General features: G+C 27.1%; 14 protein-coding genes and 1 tRNA gene. 7 read left to right on the forward strand and 8 right to left on the reverse strand.

The genetic code is table 11. The annotated features are described in order from the left end of the window. Positions 1-46: 46 nt before the first annotated feature. Complete coding sequence (locus BM384_RS02970) at positions 47-616, reverse strand: DUF1836 domain-containing protein (RefSeq protein WP_090010921.1); 570 nt, start codon at positions 614-616, stop codon at positions 47-49. Between the two features lie 222 nt (positions 617-838). Here BM384_RS02970 and BM384_RS02975 point away from each other — a divergent pair, with 222 nt between their 5' ends. Next, complete coding sequence (locus BM384_RS02975; protein ID WP_090010923.1) at positions 839-1,489, forward strand: PAQR family membrane homeostasis protein TrhA; 651 nt, start codon at positions 839-841, stop codon at positions 1,487-1,489. 91 nt (positions 1,490-1,580) lie between these two features. Here BM384_RS02975 and ybaK read toward each other — a convergent pair whose 3' ends face one another. Next, the gene (gene ybaK, locus BM384_RS02980) at positions 1,581-2,057 is read right to left on the reverse strand and encodes a Cys-tRNA(Pro) deacylase (RefSeq protein WP_175537262.1); all 477 of its coding nucleotides are present in this window, start codon (positions 2,055-2,057) and stop codon (positions 1,581-1,583) included. 188 nt (positions 2,058-2,245) lie between these two features. Here ybaK and BM384_RS02985 point away from each other — a divergent pair, with 188 nt between their 5' ends. Further along, positions 2,246-3,841 (forward strand): ABC-F family ATP-binding cassette domain-containing protein, encoded by a 1,596-nt coding sequence (locus tag BM384_RS02985; protein ID WP_090010925.1) that lies wholly within the window; start codon positions 2,246-2,248, stop codon positions 3,839-3,841. Between the two features lie 40 nt (positions 3,842-3,881). On the opposite strand, the gene BM384_RS02990 is transcribed toward BM384_RS02985, so the two are convergent. Further along, on the reverse strand, positions 3,882-5,606 hold the full coding sequence (locus BM384_RS02990) for a ferredoxin hydrogenase (RefSeq protein WP_090010927.1): 1,725 nt from the start codon (positions 5,604-5,606) through the stop codon (positions 3,882-3,884). 275 nt (positions 5,607-5,881) lie between these two features. Between BM384_RS02990 and BM384_RS02995 the strand changes: the two genes are divergently transcribed. Then, positions 5,882-6,769, forward strand: coding sequence for a phosphatidylserine decarboxylase (locus BM384_RS02995; protein ID WP_090010929.1), 888 nt, complete (start codon positions 5,882-5,884; stop codon positions 6,767-6,769). A 23-nt stretch (positions 6,770-6,792) separates the two neighbouring features. On the opposite strand, the gene BM384_RS03000 is transcribed toward BM384_RS02995, so the two are convergent. From BM384_RS03000 to BM384_RS03020, 5 genes are all read right to left on the reverse strand, one after another. Then, positions 6,793-7,935 (reverse strand): Card1-like endonuclease domain-containing protein, encoded by a 1,143-nt coding sequence (locus BM384_RS03000; protein ID WP_090010930.1) that lies wholly within the window; start codon positions 7,933-7,935, stop codon positions 6,793-6,795. A 105-nt stretch (positions 7,936-8,040) separates the two neighbouring features. After that, positions 8,041-8,115, reverse strand: a tRNA-Arg gene (locus BM384_RS03005). 61 nt (positions 8,116-8,176) lie between these two features. Then, positions 8,177-9,052 (reverse strand): sensor histidine kinase, encoded by an 876-nt coding sequence (locus BM384_RS03010; protein WP_090010932.1) that lies wholly within the window; start codon positions 9,050-9,052, stop codon positions 8,177-8,179. Positions 9,053-9,219: 167 nt separating this feature from the next. Continuing rightward, entirely contained in the window at positions 9,220-12,339 is a 3,120-nt protein-coding gene (locus BM384_RS03015; RefSeq protein ID WP_090010934.1) for an AAA family ATPase, read from the reverse strand. After that, positions 12,339-13,544 carry an exonuclease SbcCD subunit D gene (locus BM384_RS03020; protein ID WP_090010936.1) on the reverse strand — a complete coding sequence of 402 codons (1,206 nt, stop codon included), beginning with the start codon at positions 13,542-13,544 and terminating at the stop codon, positions 12,339-12,341. The genes BM384_RS03015 and BM384_RS03020 overlap by 1 nt, the downstream gene beginning before the upstream one ends. A gap of 214 nt (positions 13,545-13,758) precedes the next feature. Here BM384_RS03020 and BM384_RS03025 point away from each other — a divergent pair, with 214 nt between their 5' ends. The 4 genes from BM384_RS03025 (at position 13,759) to BM384_RS03040 (ending at position 19,718) form a co-directional block, all read left to right on the forward strand. After that, positions 13,759-14,919, forward strand: a complete 1,161-nt coding sequence (locus BM384_RS03025; RefSeq protein WP_090010938.1) for a L,D-transpeptidase — start codon at positions 13,759-13,761, stop codon at positions 14,917-14,919. A 65-nt stretch (positions 14,920-14,984) separates the two neighbouring features. Beyond that, a complete protein-coding gene (locus BM384_RS03030) occupies positions 14,985-16,190 on the forward strand; it encodes a CCA tRNA nucleotidyltransferase (protein WP_090010940.1) in 1,206 nt (401 codons plus the stop codon). A 212-nt stretch (positions 16,191-16,402) separates the two neighbouring features. Next, on the forward strand, positions 16,403-17,008 hold the full coding sequence (locus BM384_RS03035) for an FMN-dependent NADH-azoreductase (RefSeq protein ID WP_090010942.1): 606 nt from the start codon (positions 16,403-16,405) through the stop codon (positions 17,006-17,008). A 151-nt stretch (positions 17,009-17,159) separates the two neighbouring features. Then, the gene (locus BM384_RS03040) at positions 17,160-19,718 is read left to right on the forward strand and encodes a RyR domain-containing protein (RefSeq protein WP_090010944.1); all 2,559 of its coding nucleotides are present in this window, start codon (positions 17,160-17,162) and stop codon (positions 19,716-19,718) included. Positions 19,719-19,750: the final 32 nt, after the last annotated feature.

Here is a 19,750-nt window from a genome sequence, read left to right on the forward strand (position 1 = left end):
TTTCCATCAATACTATATAACTGCTTTTTTAAATCACTTAAATTTTTCATTTCTCATTCTCCTCTCCTAAAAGTTCATCTATTAACTTTTCTGCCATTCTTCTATACATGTTACTCATTGAAATCATAGATGAAATCAATAAAAATTTATCTTCATATTTAACTTCTTCATTTATAATTTCATTTACTTCTTTATTATAAAATTCTTTAAATTCATTACCATCTTCTTTTTTCACTTCAAGATATCTAATATATAAATCTCTTAAATCATAGCCATCTTCACTTTCATATTTTTCAACTATTGGTTTTAATATAGTTTTTATATCGCTAATTGATAATGTTCCTTTAAATTCATATATTAAGCTCATTAGCATTAAATGTTCTTTAGTATATTTTTTATTTTTTACTGCCATAAATAACTTTGCCTTTGCATAATTATTTATCATAGTTTTTGTTAATACCTTATCATCATCATTTCTTTTTAAATCAGATAATTTAGCCTCAAATAGCTGAATTACTTGATCCATATATAAATCTAAATCTGGAATATCCTTAACTTCAATTTTATTGTCTATCTTTAAACCACTAATTAAATCTAATACATCTTCTTTCTTCATAAAGACACCTCTATATCTAGTTATTAAAACTACTTTTTGTTTTGCTCATATATAATATTAATAGTATGCAGGAGATATTTCAAGAAAATCATAGTAGAAACCTGTTTTTACTGTAAATTTTCCCCTTAAATAAATGTTGACTTTTCTATCACCAAATATGATAATCATAATATATTAAGAAGTAGTTTTTAAAACTATATGATGTTTTATGGAGGTGTATATATGTTTAAATATTTACGTGAACCTGTAAATGGATTAACTCATTTAATTGGAGCTGTACTTTCTTTAATTGGTTTAATTGCCTTATTAGTAAAAGTTTCTGTTGTTAATGGTACCTTAATTGACTATATAGCAATATTAAGCTTTGGTATAAGTATGATTTTACTTTATAGTGCTTCTGCAACATATCACTCGGTTATCGGAAAAAATTCAGTTATTAAAATACTAAAGAAAATAGATCACTCTATGATTTTTGTATTAATAGCAGGTTCCTATGCACCTCTATGTTTAATAGCATTACAAAATTCAATCGGACACACTCTATTTACCATTGTAGTGGCTTGTGGCTTAATTGGTATTGTATTTAAAATATGCTGGGTCACATGTCCTCGTTGGGTAAGTAGTACAATTTATATAGTTATAGGATGGTTTGCTGTCTTTGCAATTTATCCTTTATCAAAAGTTTTAGAACCAACAGGTATATTTTTACTTCTATTTGGTGGAGTATTATACACTATTGGTGGAGTAATCTATGCACTTAAGAAAGACAAAATTAAAATTGGACTTTTTGGTACTCATGAAATTTTTCATATTTTCATTATGCTAGGTTCTCTATGTCATTACTTATGTGTATTTTGTTATGTATTACAATAATAGCCTGCTTTTCATTAAAGAGATTACTTATTATCTCCTTAATGAAATTTAAAAAGCTAGACAGAATAACCTCCATTATTCTGCCTAGCTTTTATTTTTCTACTATTATATTTTCAAACTCTGCATTAATTGCCTTAACAACATCTTCAGCATTAGCTTCAATTTGTGAACCTATTTTTCCTCCACTAAAAATTATAGAATCAAAGTTCTTAGCACTTTCATGGAAGAATGTTTTAAATGACTTTTTCATAGCTAAAGGTGAACACCCACCTCTTATGTAACCAGTATATTTATTAATGTCCTTTACATGAATCATTTCTACCTTTTTTTCTTTTGCTGCCTTTGCAGCTTTCTTTAAGTCTAATTCTTCTGCTACTGGTAAAACAAAAACATAAAATTCTTTAGAATGTCCTTGTGTAACCAATGTTTTAAAAACCATTTCTGGATTTTGTCCAAGCTTTTCTGCTACTGCTAATCCATCAATTTTTCCGTCTTTACATTCATATTCATATGTTTTATATGAAATTTTATTTTTATCCAAAAATCTCATTGCATTAGTTTTTTGCATATTAATCACCTTCTATAATAACTTTATATATTTATTATAACTTGATTTATATCAAATTTCCCATTTTACTGATTAATTTTACAAATATACTAATAATATAACCTTTTTAAATACTATTCTAGTTCTTAAAGTAGACTTTATATGTTATAATAACGAAATAAATAATAAATGAAATGAGGTAGAAATGATTGATAACTGTATCAAATGTTAGTTTAAGATATGGCGGACGTAAACTATTTGAAGACGTAAATTTAAAATTTACTGCTGGTAACTGCTATGGTGTAATTGGTGCTAACGGTGCTGGTAAGAGTACATTTTTAAAGATATTATCTGGGGAAGTTGAACCTAATACAGGAGAAGTTTCAATCGCTCCAAACACAAGAATGTCAGTTTTAAAGCAGGATCACTATCAATACGATGATTTCGAAGTTCTTGAAACTGTAATCATGGGTAATGAAAGATTATATCAAATAATGAAAGAAAAAGATGCTCTATATGCAAAACCTGACTTCTCTGATGAAGATGGTATAAGAGCTTCTGAATTAGAAGGTGAATTTGCTGACCTTAATGGATGGGAAGCTGAATCTGAAGTATCATCATTATTACAAGGTTTAGGAATAGGAACTGATGCTCACTACAAAAAAGTTTCAGAACTTACTGGTGCTGAAAAAGTTAAGGTTCTTTTAGCTCAAGCATTATTTGGTAATCCAGGAATCCTTGTTCTTGACGAACCTACAAACCACTTAGATTTACAATCAGTTAACTGGTTAGAAGATTTCTTACTTAACTTTGAAGGAACTGTAATAGTTGTATCCCACGATAGACACTTCTTAAATACAGTTTGTACTCAAATGGCTGATGTTGACTTTGGAAAGATTAAATTATATGTTGGTAACTATGATTTCTGGTATGAATCAAGCCAATTAGCTTTACAAATGTCAAAAGATCAAAATAAGAAAAAAGAAGAAAAAATTAAAGAACTTCAAGACTTTATTGCTAGATTTAGTGCTAATGCTTCTAAATCTAAACAAGCAACATCTCGTAAGAAGTTATTAGATAAAATTACTTTAGATGATATCGAGCCATCAAGCAGAAGATATCCATTCGTTGGATTCAAACCTGAAAGAGAAGTTGGAAATGATATATTAACTGTTAAGGGTCTTTCAAAGACAATTGATGGTGTTAAAGTATTAGATAATGTAGATTTCTTAGTTAATAAGAACGATAAAATAGCTTTAATCGGTAACGAAATAGCTGTTACTACATTATTCAAAATATTAGCTGGTGAAATGGAACCAGACGAAGGAGAATTCAAGTGGGGTGTAACAATTACTACTTCTTACTTCCCTAACGATAACTCTGAATACTTCAATGATTGTCACCTTTCATTAGTAGACTGGTTAAGACAATACTCTGATGAAAAATCAGAAAGCTACATAAGAGGATTCTTAGGTAGAATGTTATTCTCTGGAGAAGAAGCTTTAAAAGAAGCTAGCGTATTATCAGGAGGAGAAAAGGTTAGATGTATGTTATCTAAAATGATGCTTTCTAATGCAAATGTATTAATGCTAGATCAACCAACTAACCACCTTGACCTAGAGTCTATTACAGCTGTAAACAATGGTTTAAGAGACTTTAACAGCAATATAATTTTTGCTTCTCACGACCACCAATTTGTTCAAACTATAGCTAACAGAATCATCGATATTAAAGATGATGGATCTATCGTTGATAGAACTATGACTTTCGATGAATACTTAGAATTTAGTAAAAACAATAAATAATAAAAAATTAAGCTGTATCTTTTGATACAGCTTAATTTTTTTACTTTCTATATTTTATGTGTAAATATTCATGAGCTTTTCCATGACCAGGTTCACCCATATATACATCGTACATTTTCTTTACAGCTGGATTTTCATGGGACTTTCTAATTTTTGCATTCTTATCTTGGTTATATAAAACTGAAGCTCTTACAGTTTTAATATTAACCTTTTCAATATCTAAATTATTAACGTGAGGTTGTCCACCTCCATTAACACATCCACCTGGGCATGCCATTACTTCTATGAAATGATATTGCTTTTCCTTCATCATCCCACTTTCCATAAACTTAGTTAAATTCTTAGCTCCATTTATTACAGCCACATTAATATCATTATCTCCAATCTTAATAGTAGCTTCCTTAATACCTTCTAATCCTCTAACTTCTGTATAATCAAGTTTATTTAACTCTTTCTTTTCAACAAATTCCTTAGCACTTCTTATAGCTGCTTCCATAACTCCACCTGTTGCTCCAAAGATAACACCAGCTCCAGTATATTCTCCCATTGCAGGATCAGCTTCTTCATCTTCAAGCTTAGCAAATTGAATCTTTGAATCTTTTATAAGCTTAGCCAATTCTCTTGTAGTTAAAACTGCATCTATTTGTCTTAGTCCATTAATCTCCATTTCTTCTCTATCCGCTTCAAACTTTTTAGCAGTACAAGGCATTATTGTAACTGTAAAAATATTTGAAGGATCTATATCTGAAATATGAGGATAATATGTTTTTGTTATTGTTCCAAAAATTTGTTGTGGTGACTTAGCTGATGATATATTATCTAATAATTCTGGATAATAATTTTCAACTTGTCGTACCCATCCTGGACAGCATGAAGTAAACATTGGGAAAGGTCCATTATTCTTAATTCTATCTATAAGTTCAGTAGCTTCCTCCATTATTGTTACATCTGCACCAAAATTAATATCAAATATTTTATTGAAACCTAATTGTCTTAATGCTGCATATAGCTTTCCTGTAACATCTTGTCCATATCCCATCTTAAATAATTCACCAATGGCAGTTCTTATAGCTGGAGCTATTGCAACGATTACATGTTTATCTGGATTAGCTAAAGCTTCCTTAACTCTATCAATATGGCTCTTTTCATTTAATGCACCAACAGGACATGCTGCAACACATTGTCCACAAAGCAAGCAATTAGTATCATCAAAACATTTTTGTTCTGTTGTAGTAACTATTCTTTTGCCATCAACATTAGCTAACTTTATAGAACCAGTTCCTGTTTTGGTCATACATGAAGCCTGACATCTTCCACATAAAACACATTTAGTTCTATCTATAGTTATTGATTTGCTTCTTTCATCAACATACTCACTTTTATCCTTTGGAAGAAAGGGAGTTGCTGCCTTTCCTTTTGACTTTATTACAAGCTTTAATAATTCACAATTTTCTCTTCTTGTACAAGCTCCACATTTAAATTCATGTTTATTAAGTATTGTAGAAATTCTAGTTTTAACTCTCTCTTTAACCTTTTCAGTATCAGTTCTTATGACCATTCCATCTTCTACTTTTGTTAAACAAGCCAAAGATAGATTATTTTTACCTTCAACTTCTACTGCACATACTCCACATTTACCAACGTTACCGCATTCTTTCAAATAACATAAAGTAGCAATATCTATGTTATTTCCTCTAGCAGCTTCAAGGATTGTGCTTCCATCCTCTACTTGATATGACTCGCCATTAATAATAACGCTTTTCATTGCCTTGGTACCCCCTAATTTCATGAAATAAAATATTTTTTCACTCTTTTAATATATAACTCTTACCAATTATAGTTTAACATATTATTAAAAAAATTCATATTTTTCTGGAGTTTATTACCTTTCATTTCTATTTATTCTAATCCAAAAGCAACATTTATACTTTAAACCAAATTAATTACAATGTTACAGCTACAATAAATTTAAAATTGTAGACTTTCAATTAATATTATCTTAAAATTGATAATATATATTTCTTAATTTGTGAGGTAAATATGATAAAAGTTTATAATAGAAAAGAAAAAACTTATGAAGTAGAAAAGGTAGCTGGGGATAGCTATTTAAAATGGTGCTATGAATCTCCAATAGGTAAGAGCTTTACAGAACTTTTTATTAAGAAAAAACTCTTTTCACGCCTTTATGGAAAGTATTGTGATACAAAATTTAGCTCAAGAAAAATTAATTCATTTATAAATGATTTTGATATTGATATGAACATTGCAGTTAAAAAAGCTTCTGACTTTAATTCATTTAATGACTTCTTTACTAGAGAATTAAAAGATGGTGCAAGACCAGTAGATAAAAATTCTGACATACTAATTTCTCCTGGAGATGGTCGTTTATTTGCTTATGATAATATTTCTATGGATAATCTTGTTCAAGTAAAATCAATACATTATAGCTTATCAGAACTTTTAGGAGATGCTGAGGTTGCAAAAGAATATGAAGGTGGCATATGTTTAGTTCTTAGATTATGTCCAACAGATTATCATAGGTTCCATTTTATTGATTCAGGGATTCCAAAGAAAACTAATTTTATAAATGGTAACTACTATTCAGTTAATCCTATTGCATTAGAAAGAGTTCCAAAGCTATATTGTCAAAACAAACGTGAATGGTCTATATTTAAATCTGATAATTTTGGAGATGTAATTCATGTAGAAGTTGGTGCTACTTGTGTTGGTACTATAATTCAAAGTTATACTCCTGATATAAGAGTAGAAAAAGGTGCTGAAAAAGGATACTTTAAATTTGGTGGATCTACTACAATCCTATTCTTTAAAAAAGATACAATCGAAATAGATGAAGATATATTAAAGCAAAGTTCTCTTGGCTTTGAATGTAAAGTACAATGTGGTGAAACTATAGGACATCGTAAATAAAAAAGCAGAAATTTTCTGCTTTTTTATTTTATATTTTCATTAACTATTTGTCTTAACTTCTTTTCTAAATAATTAATATTATTATCTTCTAATACTACTAAATGAATATTCATTTCTTTAGCTCTCTCAACAATAGTAATTTTTTCTGGCTTTTTAGCTGCCACTAATATTTTTAAAGAATCTTTTCTGCCTAATCTTTCACTATATATACTAAGTTCATTTAATGCATTTTCGTCATACTTATCACTATCTTTACATGATATACAAATTAATACAGAGTCTTTTATAGCAATAACATCAATTTCATTTTTCACATTCTGTACATTTATTCCCCATGAAAATAATACTCCACACCTAACTTCATCAACTTCTTTAATATTTTTTACAGATAAATAAGTTATTACTTCAAGCCATGTACCACTTTTAAATAAAAAACTTTTTAAATAATTATCTTTAAATAATATAGATAAAGAATTTTCCTTCTTTACTTCTTCTATGCTATTTATTTTTTTTAAGTACTTAAGTAACTTTTGAAAAGCTTCTTTTTCCCCACTATTTAGCCTATTTATATTAACATCTATATTATAAATATCCTTACAATTATGCTTAAAAACAGAGTTATCATAAAGCTTCTGCTTATACTTATGCCATAAAGATAAATTAGATAGTATAGCTCTACTCATATCTATTATTTTTTTATTTTCACACAAAGAAGTAGATTCTTTTACTATATCTGATCCAGATAAATAGAATACCTCTTCCATAGAAATATCTTTTAAGCTACTCTCAATAACCCTACAATTATCTTTAAACACATATCTCCTTTTATTTAAAAAATCTATATATATGCTGTATATCTTTAACTCCATAGATATTTCTAAAAGTAAAAGAGAAATTATCCTGCTTCCCCCTGTTAAATTGATAATTGCTGATTTATATTTCATTATTATACTTCTTATTATGTCTATGTTTTTTTCTTCAATTACCTGAAATGATATCTCTATATTTTTAAATATTTTAGAAAACTTAATTGTATCTTCTTTTATTTTGCTTTCTTGTGCTTTATCTATAATAAATATTATTTTATTAATAGGAAACTTATCTATTAAAAATAGCAATGCTTCATTGTGCTCATCATATTGACTAATAATCTTATCAAATAACATCTAAACAACATCCTCTACATTCATTTTACTATTCTTAGATTTCCCATTAGAAAAAAAAATATAAAAAAATACCTTCAAGAAAAATATCCTTGAAGGTATTTTAAATGGCAGGGCGTATAGGAATCGAACCCATAATGTACCGTCCGTAGCGGTATGTTATATCCGTTTAACTAACACCCCATGTCATTCATAACATATCTATCTTAACACAAAGCCATTTTAATATCAAGTTTATTTTGATTTATAGATAAATATCTGAAAATTCAACCTCTAATTGTTCTACTTTACTTCTTCCTCTAAGCTTAAAGTTATTATCATCTAAGTTTAATAGCACTCTTGGTATGGTAACTATAAAATTAGATCCCTTTCCATATTCGCTAACTAATTCTACCTTTCCTCCATGAGCCTTACATAAATAACTTACTAAATCTAATCCTATACCGCTGCCTTTAAATTCATTTTTTTCATTTTGAGTTGCTTGAATAAATCTATTAAATATTATTTTTTGGTCCTCTTTCTTTATTCCAACACCATCATCTTTAACAGATATAGTTATATCATTATCGCCCACATTAACATTAACTAATATATTTCCGTTCTCATTAGAAAACTTAATTGCATTAGATAATAAGTTCATCATAATTCTATCAATAGCTTCCGGATCAACTGCACATATACATTCTTCAATATTAGTATCGAATATCATATTTATATTTTTTTGTTCAGCATATTTTTTAATTGATGTTACCGTACTCTCAATTAAATTAATAACCTCTATATTATATTTATTCAATGAATAATAATTTTTTTCAAGCTTAGAAACATCAATTAAATTATCAATTAATTTTACTATCTTTAAGCTATTTCTTCTTACTATATCTTTATATTCATCTCTCTTCTCATCACTTATTCTTTTAGATTGTGATGTAGTTTCATATTTTAAACACTGTAATACACTTAAAATTACATTTATAGGACTTCTTAAGTCATGCGATATGTTTAATAAAAATTCTTCTTGCAAACCTTGTTTTCTTTGCAAGTCATGTACAATCTTTATAAGTTCGGTCTTACTTAAACTTTCAATTTCCTTGTTATCTAACCTTTCATTTAATTCCATATTTATCCCTTTCTCAATCAGAACCCAAAATAATTTCCAAAATTTTACTTATATTATATTAATATAATAACACACGTAAAAATTTAAAACAACCTAATTTGCAAATTATTGTTTTATATGCAATAATTTATAAAAAATATTATTCTATAATTCAAGTCAACTTCTAACTAATCAAAATTAAATTTAGCACTACTTCCCTCTAATGTTGCCTTAATCTCTAATTTCGCCTCTATTCTCTCTTTTAATTCTGGGACATGCGATATTATCCCTACTAATCTTCCGCCTTTTTGCAATTCTATAAGTGAATTTATAGCATTATCCAAGGATTCTGAATCTAAAGTCCCAAATCCTTCATCTATAAAAATTGTATCTAACGATATTCCTCCTGCATTTGCCTGAACAACATCAGATAGTCCTAAAGCTAATGATAATGATGCTTTAAAACTTTCTCCTCCAGATAAGGTTTTTACATGTCTACACTTACCTGTATAATTATCATATACCTCTAATTCTAATCCTTGTTGTACCTTTCCTTTTCCCTTATCTTCTTTTCTCTTTAATATGAATCTCTCACCTGTCATTTTAGTAAGTCTTAAATTTGCTGCATCAATTATTTCTTGAAAATATGATGCTAAAACAAATCTTTCAAAGCTTATATATGGACTGTTTTTTCCATTAGCTAAATTAGCAAGTTCTCCAACAACTCTATACTTCTTTTCTTTCTCTAAAACTTTTGAATGAATCTCCCTAACTTCACTTAAAATATTAATATTGTTTGTTATTATAGAATAAAGCTCTTTAGACTTTTCATTAATTTCATATTCATATTTCTTTTTCTCATTAATTCTTAAATCAATGTTATCTATATCCGTATATTCTAAATCTTTAGTTTTTAGCTTTAATTCATCATTTCTATCTAATAAAGACTTAAAGTTTTGTTTAAAATCAGATATTTCATGTTGAATTTCATCAATGCTTTTAATGTATTGTTTTACATCGTTATATTCATCATAATTTTTAAACTTATTTTCTAAAATTTTATTTTTTACTGTTTCCTTACTCTTATTTATTTCTTCATCTAATTCTTTTATTTGTTTTTTTCCTTCTTCACTTTTAGCTTTTTCAGAAGATAAATTATTATTTAACTCATTAACCTTTTCTCTAGCAAGTTTAATTTTCTTATTAAATAAGTCTATATTTTCTTTAATTACAGAAATCTTTTCTTCTAACTCCTCTATTGATTTTATATCTTTAGGAATTTCTTTTTCTAAAGATTTAATCTTTTCCTTATCTGAAACTAATGTTGCATAATCATTTGTATACAACTCATTTAATTCCTTTATCTTATTTTCACTGTTTACTATATTTTTCTTAATTTCTTCTAATTTTTTAGAAGCTGAATCTTTTTCAGAAATCTCTTTCTTATAACTTTCTAATTTGTAATTAAGTTCGTTTATTTCATTTCCTAAACCTTTTCCTAATTCAAGAACTTTTCCTTCAGTTTCTTCATTATAAGTATCATTACCTAATCTCTCCTTAAGCTCAGATATTCTTTTTTGAATTACATCATTCATTAGTGAATCCATATTAGTTTTTACTTGTGTAATTTTTAATAAAAGTTCATTATATTCTTTTTGATGTTCCTCAAACTGCTCTTGATATTTTTTTAATTCTTCTTCTGAAGGTACATCTGAAACTCTTACTGCAGGACTTGGATGTTCAAGAGATCCACAAACAGGACACGGCATTCCTATTTCAAGACTATCAGCTAATATTCCAGCCTGTTCCTTCATGTATATTTCTTGTTTTTCCTCAAAAATTATCTTACTATCTTTATAAGTTTTTTCTTGCTTAATAAATAAATTCTTTAGTTTATCATGATTATTCTTAGATACAGTATAATCTCTTAATTTTCTATATAATTCTCTAACGTTATCTATAAGTACTTTTTTTTCACTTATCTCTCTTTCTATAAGTATTTTTTTCTTTTCAAATTCAACTATATCTCGCTGTTTTTCTTCAATTTTACCCTGTTCTTCTTTAAACCTTTCTAAACTGCTTTGCTCATTTAAAGATGCCGTCTTAACCTCTTTTATTCTTATCTCTAACTCTTCAATACTTTTCTTTTTGCTATCAAATTCAAGAATTTTAGGTTTCTTATCACTTAGAGAATTAGCTTCTTCAACTAACTTATCTTTTTCTGCTTCCTTAGATTCTTCTACCTCTAAATTACTTTTTGCCTTCTCTAACTCTTTTTCTAAAAAATCTATATTTTTTTCTACTTCTAAATTAATTTTTTCTTTTACTTCTTTATTTTTCTGCTGTTTAAGCATCTCTTCCTCAACAAAAAGTATTTCTTTTGCCTTCATAGTTTTAGATAATATATCTTCTTTTTCTTTAATCTCAAGTTCTTTACTCTTATATTTTTCAATAAGTTCAGCAACTTTTTTCTTATCATCTAAAAGCTTATTATTATTTATTGATTGAATTTTTTCTTCCTGAAGTTTCTCTATTTCTTTCTTTATCTTAGCTAACTCATCATCTATTTTCTTAGCTTCATTCTTTTTAGTATTTATAAGTTCTTCAATTTTACTTGCAACACTTACAAAATCTATATTGTCATTATCTATTATTTTTTCTTCACTCTTTATATTTTTTAGATTAACTAATATTCTGTCTCTAGATTTCTCTAAATCCTTTTTTAAATCCCTAGCTTTGTCATTTAATAAAGCTTGAATTCTCTCATAATTATATGTTCCAAATATTTTTCTAAAAATAACTTCTCTCTCTTTTGAATCAGCTAGTAATAATTTTTTAAACTCACCTTGTGGAAGCATAACAATTTGTTTAAATTGCTCTTTATTAATTCCTAAAAGCTCATTTATCTTATTAGTTACGTTACTAGTTCCACTTATAACCTTGTCACTTGATAAAATTAATTCTGCTTCAGAGCCTTGATGAGTGAAACCATCACCCTTTACCTTAGGTTTCATTTGCTGAGGAATTCTCTTTATATGATAATTTTCTCCTCTAAGTTCAAAATCTAATTCAACATAAGTAAGTCTATTTTTATCTGCAAAATCACTTCTTAAAGTCTCATTTTCTCTAGTACTTCCACTTGCCTCCCCAAAAAGTGCATAACTTATTGCATCAAAAATAGTAGTCTTTCCTGCACCAGTTGGTCCTGTTATTAAAAATATATTTTTATTGTTTAACAAAGAAAAATCAATAACTTCTTCCTTTGCATATGGTCCAAAGGCTGACATTACTAATTTTATTGGTCTCATTATTCCTCACCCCCTGAAAGAACTTCTTTAATTACTTTGCTTAATACTTCTTCTTTTTCCTTTGAAAATTCTCCATCTCCAAGACGTTCATAATATTCTTTAAAAAGTTCAAGCTCTGATTTACTTTTATATCCTTGCGATGCAGCTGTATTGCTATCTATTGAAGAATTTCTTTCTTCTTTTCTAAGAAGCATTATATTAGGATAAACAGCTCTTAGCTTTCCAATAGGATCTATAAGCTCACCTTCATCTGTTAATATAGCTTGAATATAATCTCCATTTTCTTCTTTACATTCATATGAAACTTTTATAAGTTCATCTATAGGACCTTTTATTGTTCTCATATTTCTTAAAGTTTTAAGTTCTTCTTGCCTTACAGTAAGTTCTTTATTTTCATCAAATTCAAGTATAGTAACTCCATTTTTATGATTAACTTCTGAAAAAGAATATTTTAAAAGTGACCCTGAATATCTAATATTATCCCTGCCTACTCTCTGTCTTCCATGAAGATGTCCTAAAGCCACATAATCAAAATTCTCAAATACTTTTCCATCAATTAAATCAGTTCCTCCAATTGACAAAGGTCTTTCTGAATCTGAAACCTCTATCTCTGCTACCTCATACTTATCTTTGTCATCTGAATCTAAAGCTTTTTCTCTGTTTAAAGTAACATATCCATGGGCTACTGCTATATTTACAGCACTTTCATCAAAATCTTCCTTTATCTTATCTATTAAAAACTTCATTGCATCATTATGATCTTTAATACTTTTATTTTCATATTTTTTTCTTAATACAGCAGGTTCAGTATAAGGAATTAAATAAAAATTATAATTAATATTATCTTTATTAATAGTGATTTTTTTAAAATCCTCTTTTATATTCCCAACAATATATAACCCGCTCTTTTCTAACATATTACTTGCAAATGATAATCTTTCAGCACTATCATGATTTCCTGCTATAGCTAAAATCTTTGTATTACTTTCATTAAGAATTTTTTCAAACACATTATTTAATAATTCCACAGCCTCTACAGGAGGTATAGACCTATCATATATATCTCCAGCAATAATTAATACGTCTGGCTCCTCTTTTTTTATCAATTTAATAAGATCATTTAAAACATATTTTTGATCTTCTATCATAGAAAATTCATTTACAATCTTTCCAATATGCCAATCACCAGTATGTACAATCTTCAAAGTACCCTCCTCCAATCTTTAGCCTAAAAAAATAAAAGTGGATAATCCACTCTTTCATTTTTCTATATTATAGACTTCTAATTTTTTTCTATTCATTAATTATATTTTACTCTTTACATAATAACGAATTCAATATAAATTAATGCAATAACTGTTTATTATTCTAAAAATTTGGCAATAGTATATGTATATTGCATTAATAGGAGGTATTAATATGGTCAAAAATAATGGACTTACTTTTTATTCAAAACCTAATCGTAAACATAAGTCTAATTTTTGGTCTTTAATAAAATTATTTTTTATAGCAGTATTTTATATAGCTTTATTTGAATTTTACAGTTATAAAAATTTAATTAGAGATTTCAAAACTAGTTTTAATGAATATAATTTTTCTGATGCAAATCTACTTTTAATAAGTAATGAAAATTTAAATCCTTTTAAAAGTATATTTTTAAAGAAAGATTTAACAGACTATTTTAATGAAAAAATAAATAAACTATCTTCAAATTCAGATAATTGCTTTAATGAACAAACTTCAATAAATATAATAAATGAAATTAAACGTTATTCTGATTATACCGATATAGATAATCAAGTATTTTTTAATTCAGATAATTCATTTCAAAATGCTGTACATCTATTTGAATATCAAAAATATATTCAAGCGTATAATATATTTTCAAAAATAAAATCTACGGATATTAATTACACTAGCTCCATAGAATACATTAAAGAATGTAAAGAACACATAACTCAAGAAGTATTATCTGAAGTTACAGAACTTTGTAATGATGAATGCTACTCTGAAGCTTTAGATTTAATAGATAGTGTAAATTATATTATTGGAGATAATGAAAGTATTATTTCTAAAATTGAAGAAATTAAAGTATACCAATCAGATTATTCATATAAAGATGATGCGGCTCAAGTTTCTTCAACTAGCATAAATTCAAAAATTAATTTATCTAATATAAATAATCTTTCATTATCAAGTAATACTAAATACTTAATTCAAGTTGATCTTCATAATCAAAGAACTAATATTTATAAAGGTTCTAAAAATTCATGGAACTTATTAAAAAGCTTTACCTGTTCATCAGGAGTTAAAGGAGAAGAAACACCTGCTGGCTCTTATACAGTTAAAACAAAAGGTAAGTGGTTCTTCTCTAATTCTTATAAGCAAGGGGGTAAATACTGGGTTCAATTTTACGGAAATTATTTATTTCACTCCCTTCCCCTTGATGAAACTAAAGATAAAATATTAGATTACACTTTAGGAAAACCAGCCTCACATGGATGCATTCGTTTAAGAGAAATAGATTCTAAGTGGATCTATGACAATATACCTGAAGGTAGCAAAGTAATTATTCAATAAATTTCCTTAAATAGTCTTAATATTTTATAATAATTATTAAGACTAATTTTTATGGAGGTATTTTTATGCTTATTTCAATTCCAAAAGATGTTCAATTTATTATTGATACTTTTTATAATAACGGATATGAAGCTTTTATGGTGGGAGGATGTATTAGAGATGCTTTACTAAAAAAAGCTCCTATGGATTATGATATAGCTACTTCCGCACCTCCTGAAGTTACAGAAAAATTATTTGATAAAACTATTCCAACAGGCATTAAACACGGAACTATAACTGTTCTTATTAATAAAATGCCTTATGAAGTTACAACTTATCGTGTAGAAGGAAAATATTCTGATAATCGTAAACCTGATAGTGTAACCTTTGTCTCAGACATAAAAGAAGATTTATCAAGACGTGACTTCACTATTAACGCCTTTGCTTATAACGATAGAAAAGGACTTATAGATTATTTTTCAGGAAATACAGATTTAAAAAATAGAATAATAAAATGTGTTGGCAATGCAGATAAACGCTTTAAAGAAGATGCTTTAAGAATGCTTAGAGCCATCAGATTTAGTTCTCAGCTTAATTTTGATATTGATGAAAAAACTTATTTAGCTATTAAATCAAATTCAAAGTTAATAGAGAATGTAAGTAATGAACGTATGCGTGTAGAACTTTCAAAAATTTTATTAAGTTCCAATCCCTTTTTAGGAATGAAAAAACTTTCTGATAGTTCTTTATTATCAAAGATTATTCCTTATAATCTTAATATCAATAACACTTTAGATAAACTTAATAACTCATTAGTTAGTAGACTTGCTTTTTTATTTCTAAATTTAGATTTATCCTTAGTAAAGGACTTATTAAGAAAAATGACTTTTGATAACAATACTATAAATAAAGTTATTACTTTAACCTCGTCTTATAAATTAATAGACTCTATAAATTCAAAGGTAGACTGCAAAAGATTAATTATAAGTTGCGGAAAAGAGAATGTTTTTGATCTTATTGATTTATATGAAAAAACAAATAATAAAGATTTAAGTAAAGTAAACTTAATACTTAATGAAATAATAAACAGTAATGAACCACTATATATTAAAGATTTAGCTATAGACGGAAATTATTTAATAACTAATTTAAAAATTAAACCTGGAAGAATTATTGGTGAAATACTAAATTATTTACTAAATCAAGTTATTGAAGACAAAATAAAAAATAATAATGAAGACCTTATACTATGTGCTAAAAATTATTATAGTGAAAGATTTATGGATAATTAATAAAACTAATAATATATTGATTATAGTCCTTACATTTGTTTATTTTTATTATAAAATAAGACTATATAGTATACTTTTTTGCACTATATACAAAAAAAGTGCCTCCTTCACAAAGAGTAATATATGAACTATTATATGGATATAATATTTAATAATAAACACAAATTAAATATATATTACTTATAATTACATATACAAAGGAGGAATTTAGAATGAAGAAGATACTATATATTAAAGCAAATATAAAACCAGAAGGAGAATCTAGAACATTTAAAATTTCAGACAAGTTTGTAGAAGAGTATAAGAAGAATAACCCTGAAGATGAAGTTATCATTTTAGATTTATATAAAGAAAATATAGACTTCCTAAAACCTGAAGATTTAAGTGCTGTATTTGGACCTAAGACAGAAGATAGCAAAAATCATCCAATATTAAAATATGCATATCAATTTGCAGATGCAGATAAATATATTATAAGCGCACCAATGTGGAACTTAAGTCTTCCAGCAATAGTAAAAGCTTATTTTGACTATACAAGTGTTACAGGAATTACTTTTAAATACACAGCTGAAGGTGCAGTAGGATTATGTGAAGGTAAAAAAGCAGTAATTATAACAACTAGAGGCGGCCAATATTCAGAAGGCGAAAGAGTAAACCTTGAAATGGGTGAAAGATATGTTAGAACTCTACTTGATTTCTATGGAATTAATGATGTCGAAAGTATTACAGCAGAAAATCTTGATGTAATGGGCGTTGATGTAGAAGGAATTTTAAATAAGGCTATGGATAAAGCAGTTAATATAGCAAAAGAATTTTAATTAAAAAATAAAGAATTCTTCCACCTTTATAGGTGAGAGTAGTTTACTAGAAATCTCCTTAAAGATATAATCTATTCTTTAAGGAGATTTTTATAATATTACGCTAATTATAAAATAATTATATAATTTTATAAAAAGGAGTTGATTAATTATGACTAATAAATTACCAGAGATAGTTGTAAGTGGCGATATCAATTTAAACTTATTATTTTGGCAAAAGGAAGCTACAATGAATAATAATCTTAATTATAAGTTATATCCTAATGTAAGTAGACGATATGATACAGGTGGAGCTTTATTGTTATCGAAGCTTGTATCACTATCAACAAATCTTGATGTAGCGTCTCCCAATCTAAAAAAAGAAAACTCATCTTCAGTAGATAATATTTTAGTTTCTGTTGCACAATTAAAAAAATTTCCAGTAGATACTAACAGCAAAAATAAAGTTTATAGAGTTGATGAATTTTCAGGATATTATATAACAGGTTTAGAAGAACCTAGAGTTTTTCCTGTATTTAATGATAATAAAGATGCAAAGATAGTTATATTAGATGATAATAACAATGGATTTAATTCTAATGAAGATGTTTGGCCATTAGCTATAAAAGAAAGTGACAAAACACCTACAATTTTATATAAAACAAATAAGATTGATTTTAACAACAAATTATGGATGCACATTGAAAAAAATCATTTAAAAAATACAATAGTTATTATAAATGCAGAGGACCTAAGAGCTAAAGGAGTAAATATTAGTAAAGGTCTTTCTTGGGAAAAGACAGCATTAGATTTTGTATGGCAAATGAAAAATAATCCTAAACTTAGATACTTATCTAATTGTACAAATCTTATAATTCCATTTGGACTAGAAGGAGTAATCTACTATCATAAGGAATTAAATGCTGAGTCCAAGTTGTATTTTTTAACTGACCAATTTGAAGGTGGATTTATAAAAGAAGGTAATGGAAAAATGTATGGTTTAACATCATGTTTCGTTGCTGGTCTTGTTAAAACTATAGCTAATAATTCAAATGGTGAAGATTTTCAAGACTTAATAGATGAAGGAATAAGACTAGGAATGGTATCAGCTCAAAGATATTTTGCTAATGGCTTTGGAATTAACTTAGAAAATGATACATATTATAATGAATCATTATTTAAATATGATGAAAATCCCAGTGATTTAAGTGAGTATATTCAAGATATTAAAATAAAAGATAATTCTAATCCTAACTATCAAAGAGACTGGTATATCATTAAGGATAAGAGTTCAACAAATCTAGAGGATATTGCCTATGAAATAGTTAAAAAAGGTGAAGATAGTGCTTTAAAATATATTCCTATAGCTAAATTTAGAAACTTAAAGACAGTTGATAGAACTGAAATTGAAGCTTATAGAAGTATAAAAAATCTTATTGCAGAATATATTTCAACAGGAAATGCAGTAAGACCTCTATCAATTGCAGTCTTTGGTACTCCAGGTTCAGGAAAATCTTTTGGAGTAACGGAAGTTGCAGCAAGTATCGCACCAAATTTAATTGAAAAAATAGATTTTAATTTATCGCAATTCCAAAGTGTAAATGACTTAATTGCAGCATTTCACAAAGTCAGAGATATATCACTTAATGGTAAATTACCTTTAGTATTCTTTGATGAATTCGATTCTAGTTTTGGAGAAAACCTCGGCTGGTTAAAATACTTCTTAGCACCTATGCAAGATGGTGTATTTAGAGAAGGAGATTCCCTGCATCCAATAGGTAAAGCTATCTTTGTATTTGCAGGAGGTACATCAAGTACATACGAATCATTCTGTGGAGAATACATAAAAGATAAAGAAAAAATAGAAATATTTAAAAGTAACTTCAAAAATGCCAAAGGTCCTGACTTTGTAAGTCGTTTAAGAGGATACGTAAATATTCTTGGACCAAATCAAACTGATAAAGAGTTAGATCAATTATTTATTATCAGAAGAGCAATGCTTCTTAGATCTTTATTAGTTAGAAAAACACCATATCTTATAAATGACAATGGTGAAGCTCAAGTTGATAATGGAATTATTAGAGCCTTATTAAAAGTTTCTAAATTCAAACATGAATCAAGATCAATGGAAGCTATTTTAGAAATGAGTATGTTATCAGGAGCAAAGAAGTGGGAACAATCACACTTACCATCACAAGATCAACTTAAACTTCATGTAGATGAACAAGAATTCTATAATTATATGATGTTTGAAGAATTCTTTAGTGAAAAAGCTAATAATATATCATACTATATTTCTAATAATTATCAAAACATATACTTACCAAATAATAAAGTCAATATAGCTGATGATGATATGATGTTACATCACTACATAAAAACTTGGATTATTGAACAAATAAAAAATATACCTCAAATACTACATAAAGATGATTATGAATTAAAATCAATTAAGAATAATTCAGAGGTAATAAAATTTACAGAAAAAGATTTAGAGTGTTTAGCCAAATATCAACATGAACTATGGTTGAAAAAGAGAAAAAAACAAGGTTGGAAATATGGAAAAGAGGCTGACTTTAATAAATTAATTCATCCAGCAATAACTAATTGGAAAAATCTAAATGATGATATAAAGAAAGCCATTATTAAATATATAGAATTATGGCCTAAAGCATTAATGAATAGCAATTTAAAAATTAAAAGATCAAATTATTCACGTAATTTAGAATAAAAATTATAATTAGATATTCTAGTAAAAAAGTA

It is taken from the genome of Clostridium sp. DSM 8431 (genome assembly GCF_900116755.1).
Lineage (GTDB): Bacteria > Bacillota > Clostridia > Clostridiales > Clostridiaceae > Clostridium.

What these genes read in the sequence shown, in the direction of transcription:
- BM384_RS02970 (WP_090010921.1), bottom strand. Translation starts at nt 616, where the DNA reads ATGAAGAAAGAAGATGTATTAGATTTAATTAGTGGTTTAAAGATAGAC.
- BM384_RS02975 (WP_090010923.1), top strand. Translation starts at nt 839, where the DNA reads ATGTTTAAATATTTACGTGAACCTGTAAATGGATTAACTCATTTAATT.
- ybaK (WP_175537262.1), bottom strand. Translation starts at nt 2,057, where the DNA reads ATGCAAAAAACTAATGCAATGAGATTTTTGGATAAAAATAAAATTTCA.
- BM384_RS02990 (WP_090010927.1), bottom strand. Translation starts at nt 5,606, where the DNA reads ATGAAAAGCGTTATTATTAATGGCGAGTCATATCAAGTAGAGGATGGA.
- BM384_RS02995 (WP_090010929.1), top strand. Translation starts at nt 5,882, where the DNA reads ATGATAAAAGTTTATAATAGAAAAGAAAAAACTTATGAAGTAGAAAAG.
- BM384_RS03000 (WP_090010930.1), bottom strand. Translation starts at nt 7,935, where the DNA reads ATGTTATTTGATAAGATTATTAGTCAATATGATGAGCACAATGAAGCA.
- BM384_RS03010 (WP_090010932.1), bottom strand. Translation starts at nt 9,052, where the DNA reads ATGGAATTAAATGAAAGGTTAGATAACAAGGAAATTGAAAGTTTAAGT.
- BM384_RS03015 (WP_090010934.1), bottom strand. Translation starts at nt 12,339, where the DNA reads ATGAGACCAATAAAATTAGTAATGTCAGCCTTTGGACCATATGCAAAG.
- BM384_RS03025 (WP_090010938.1), top strand. Translation starts at nt 13,759, where the DNA reads ATGGTCAAAAATAATGGACTTACTTTTTATTCAAAACCTAATCGTAAA.
- BM384_RS03030 (WP_090010940.1), top strand. Translation starts at nt 14,985, where the DNA reads ATGCTTATTTCAATTCCAAAAGATGTTCAATTTATTATTGATACTTTT.
- BM384_RS03035 (WP_090010942.1), top strand. Translation starts at nt 16,403, where the DNA reads ATGAAGAAGATACTATATATTAAAGCAAATATAAAACCAGAAGGAGAA.
- BM384_RS03040 (WP_090010944.1), top strand. Translation starts at nt 17,160, where the DNA reads ATGACTAATAAATTACCAGAGATAGTTGTAAGTGGCGATATCAATTTA.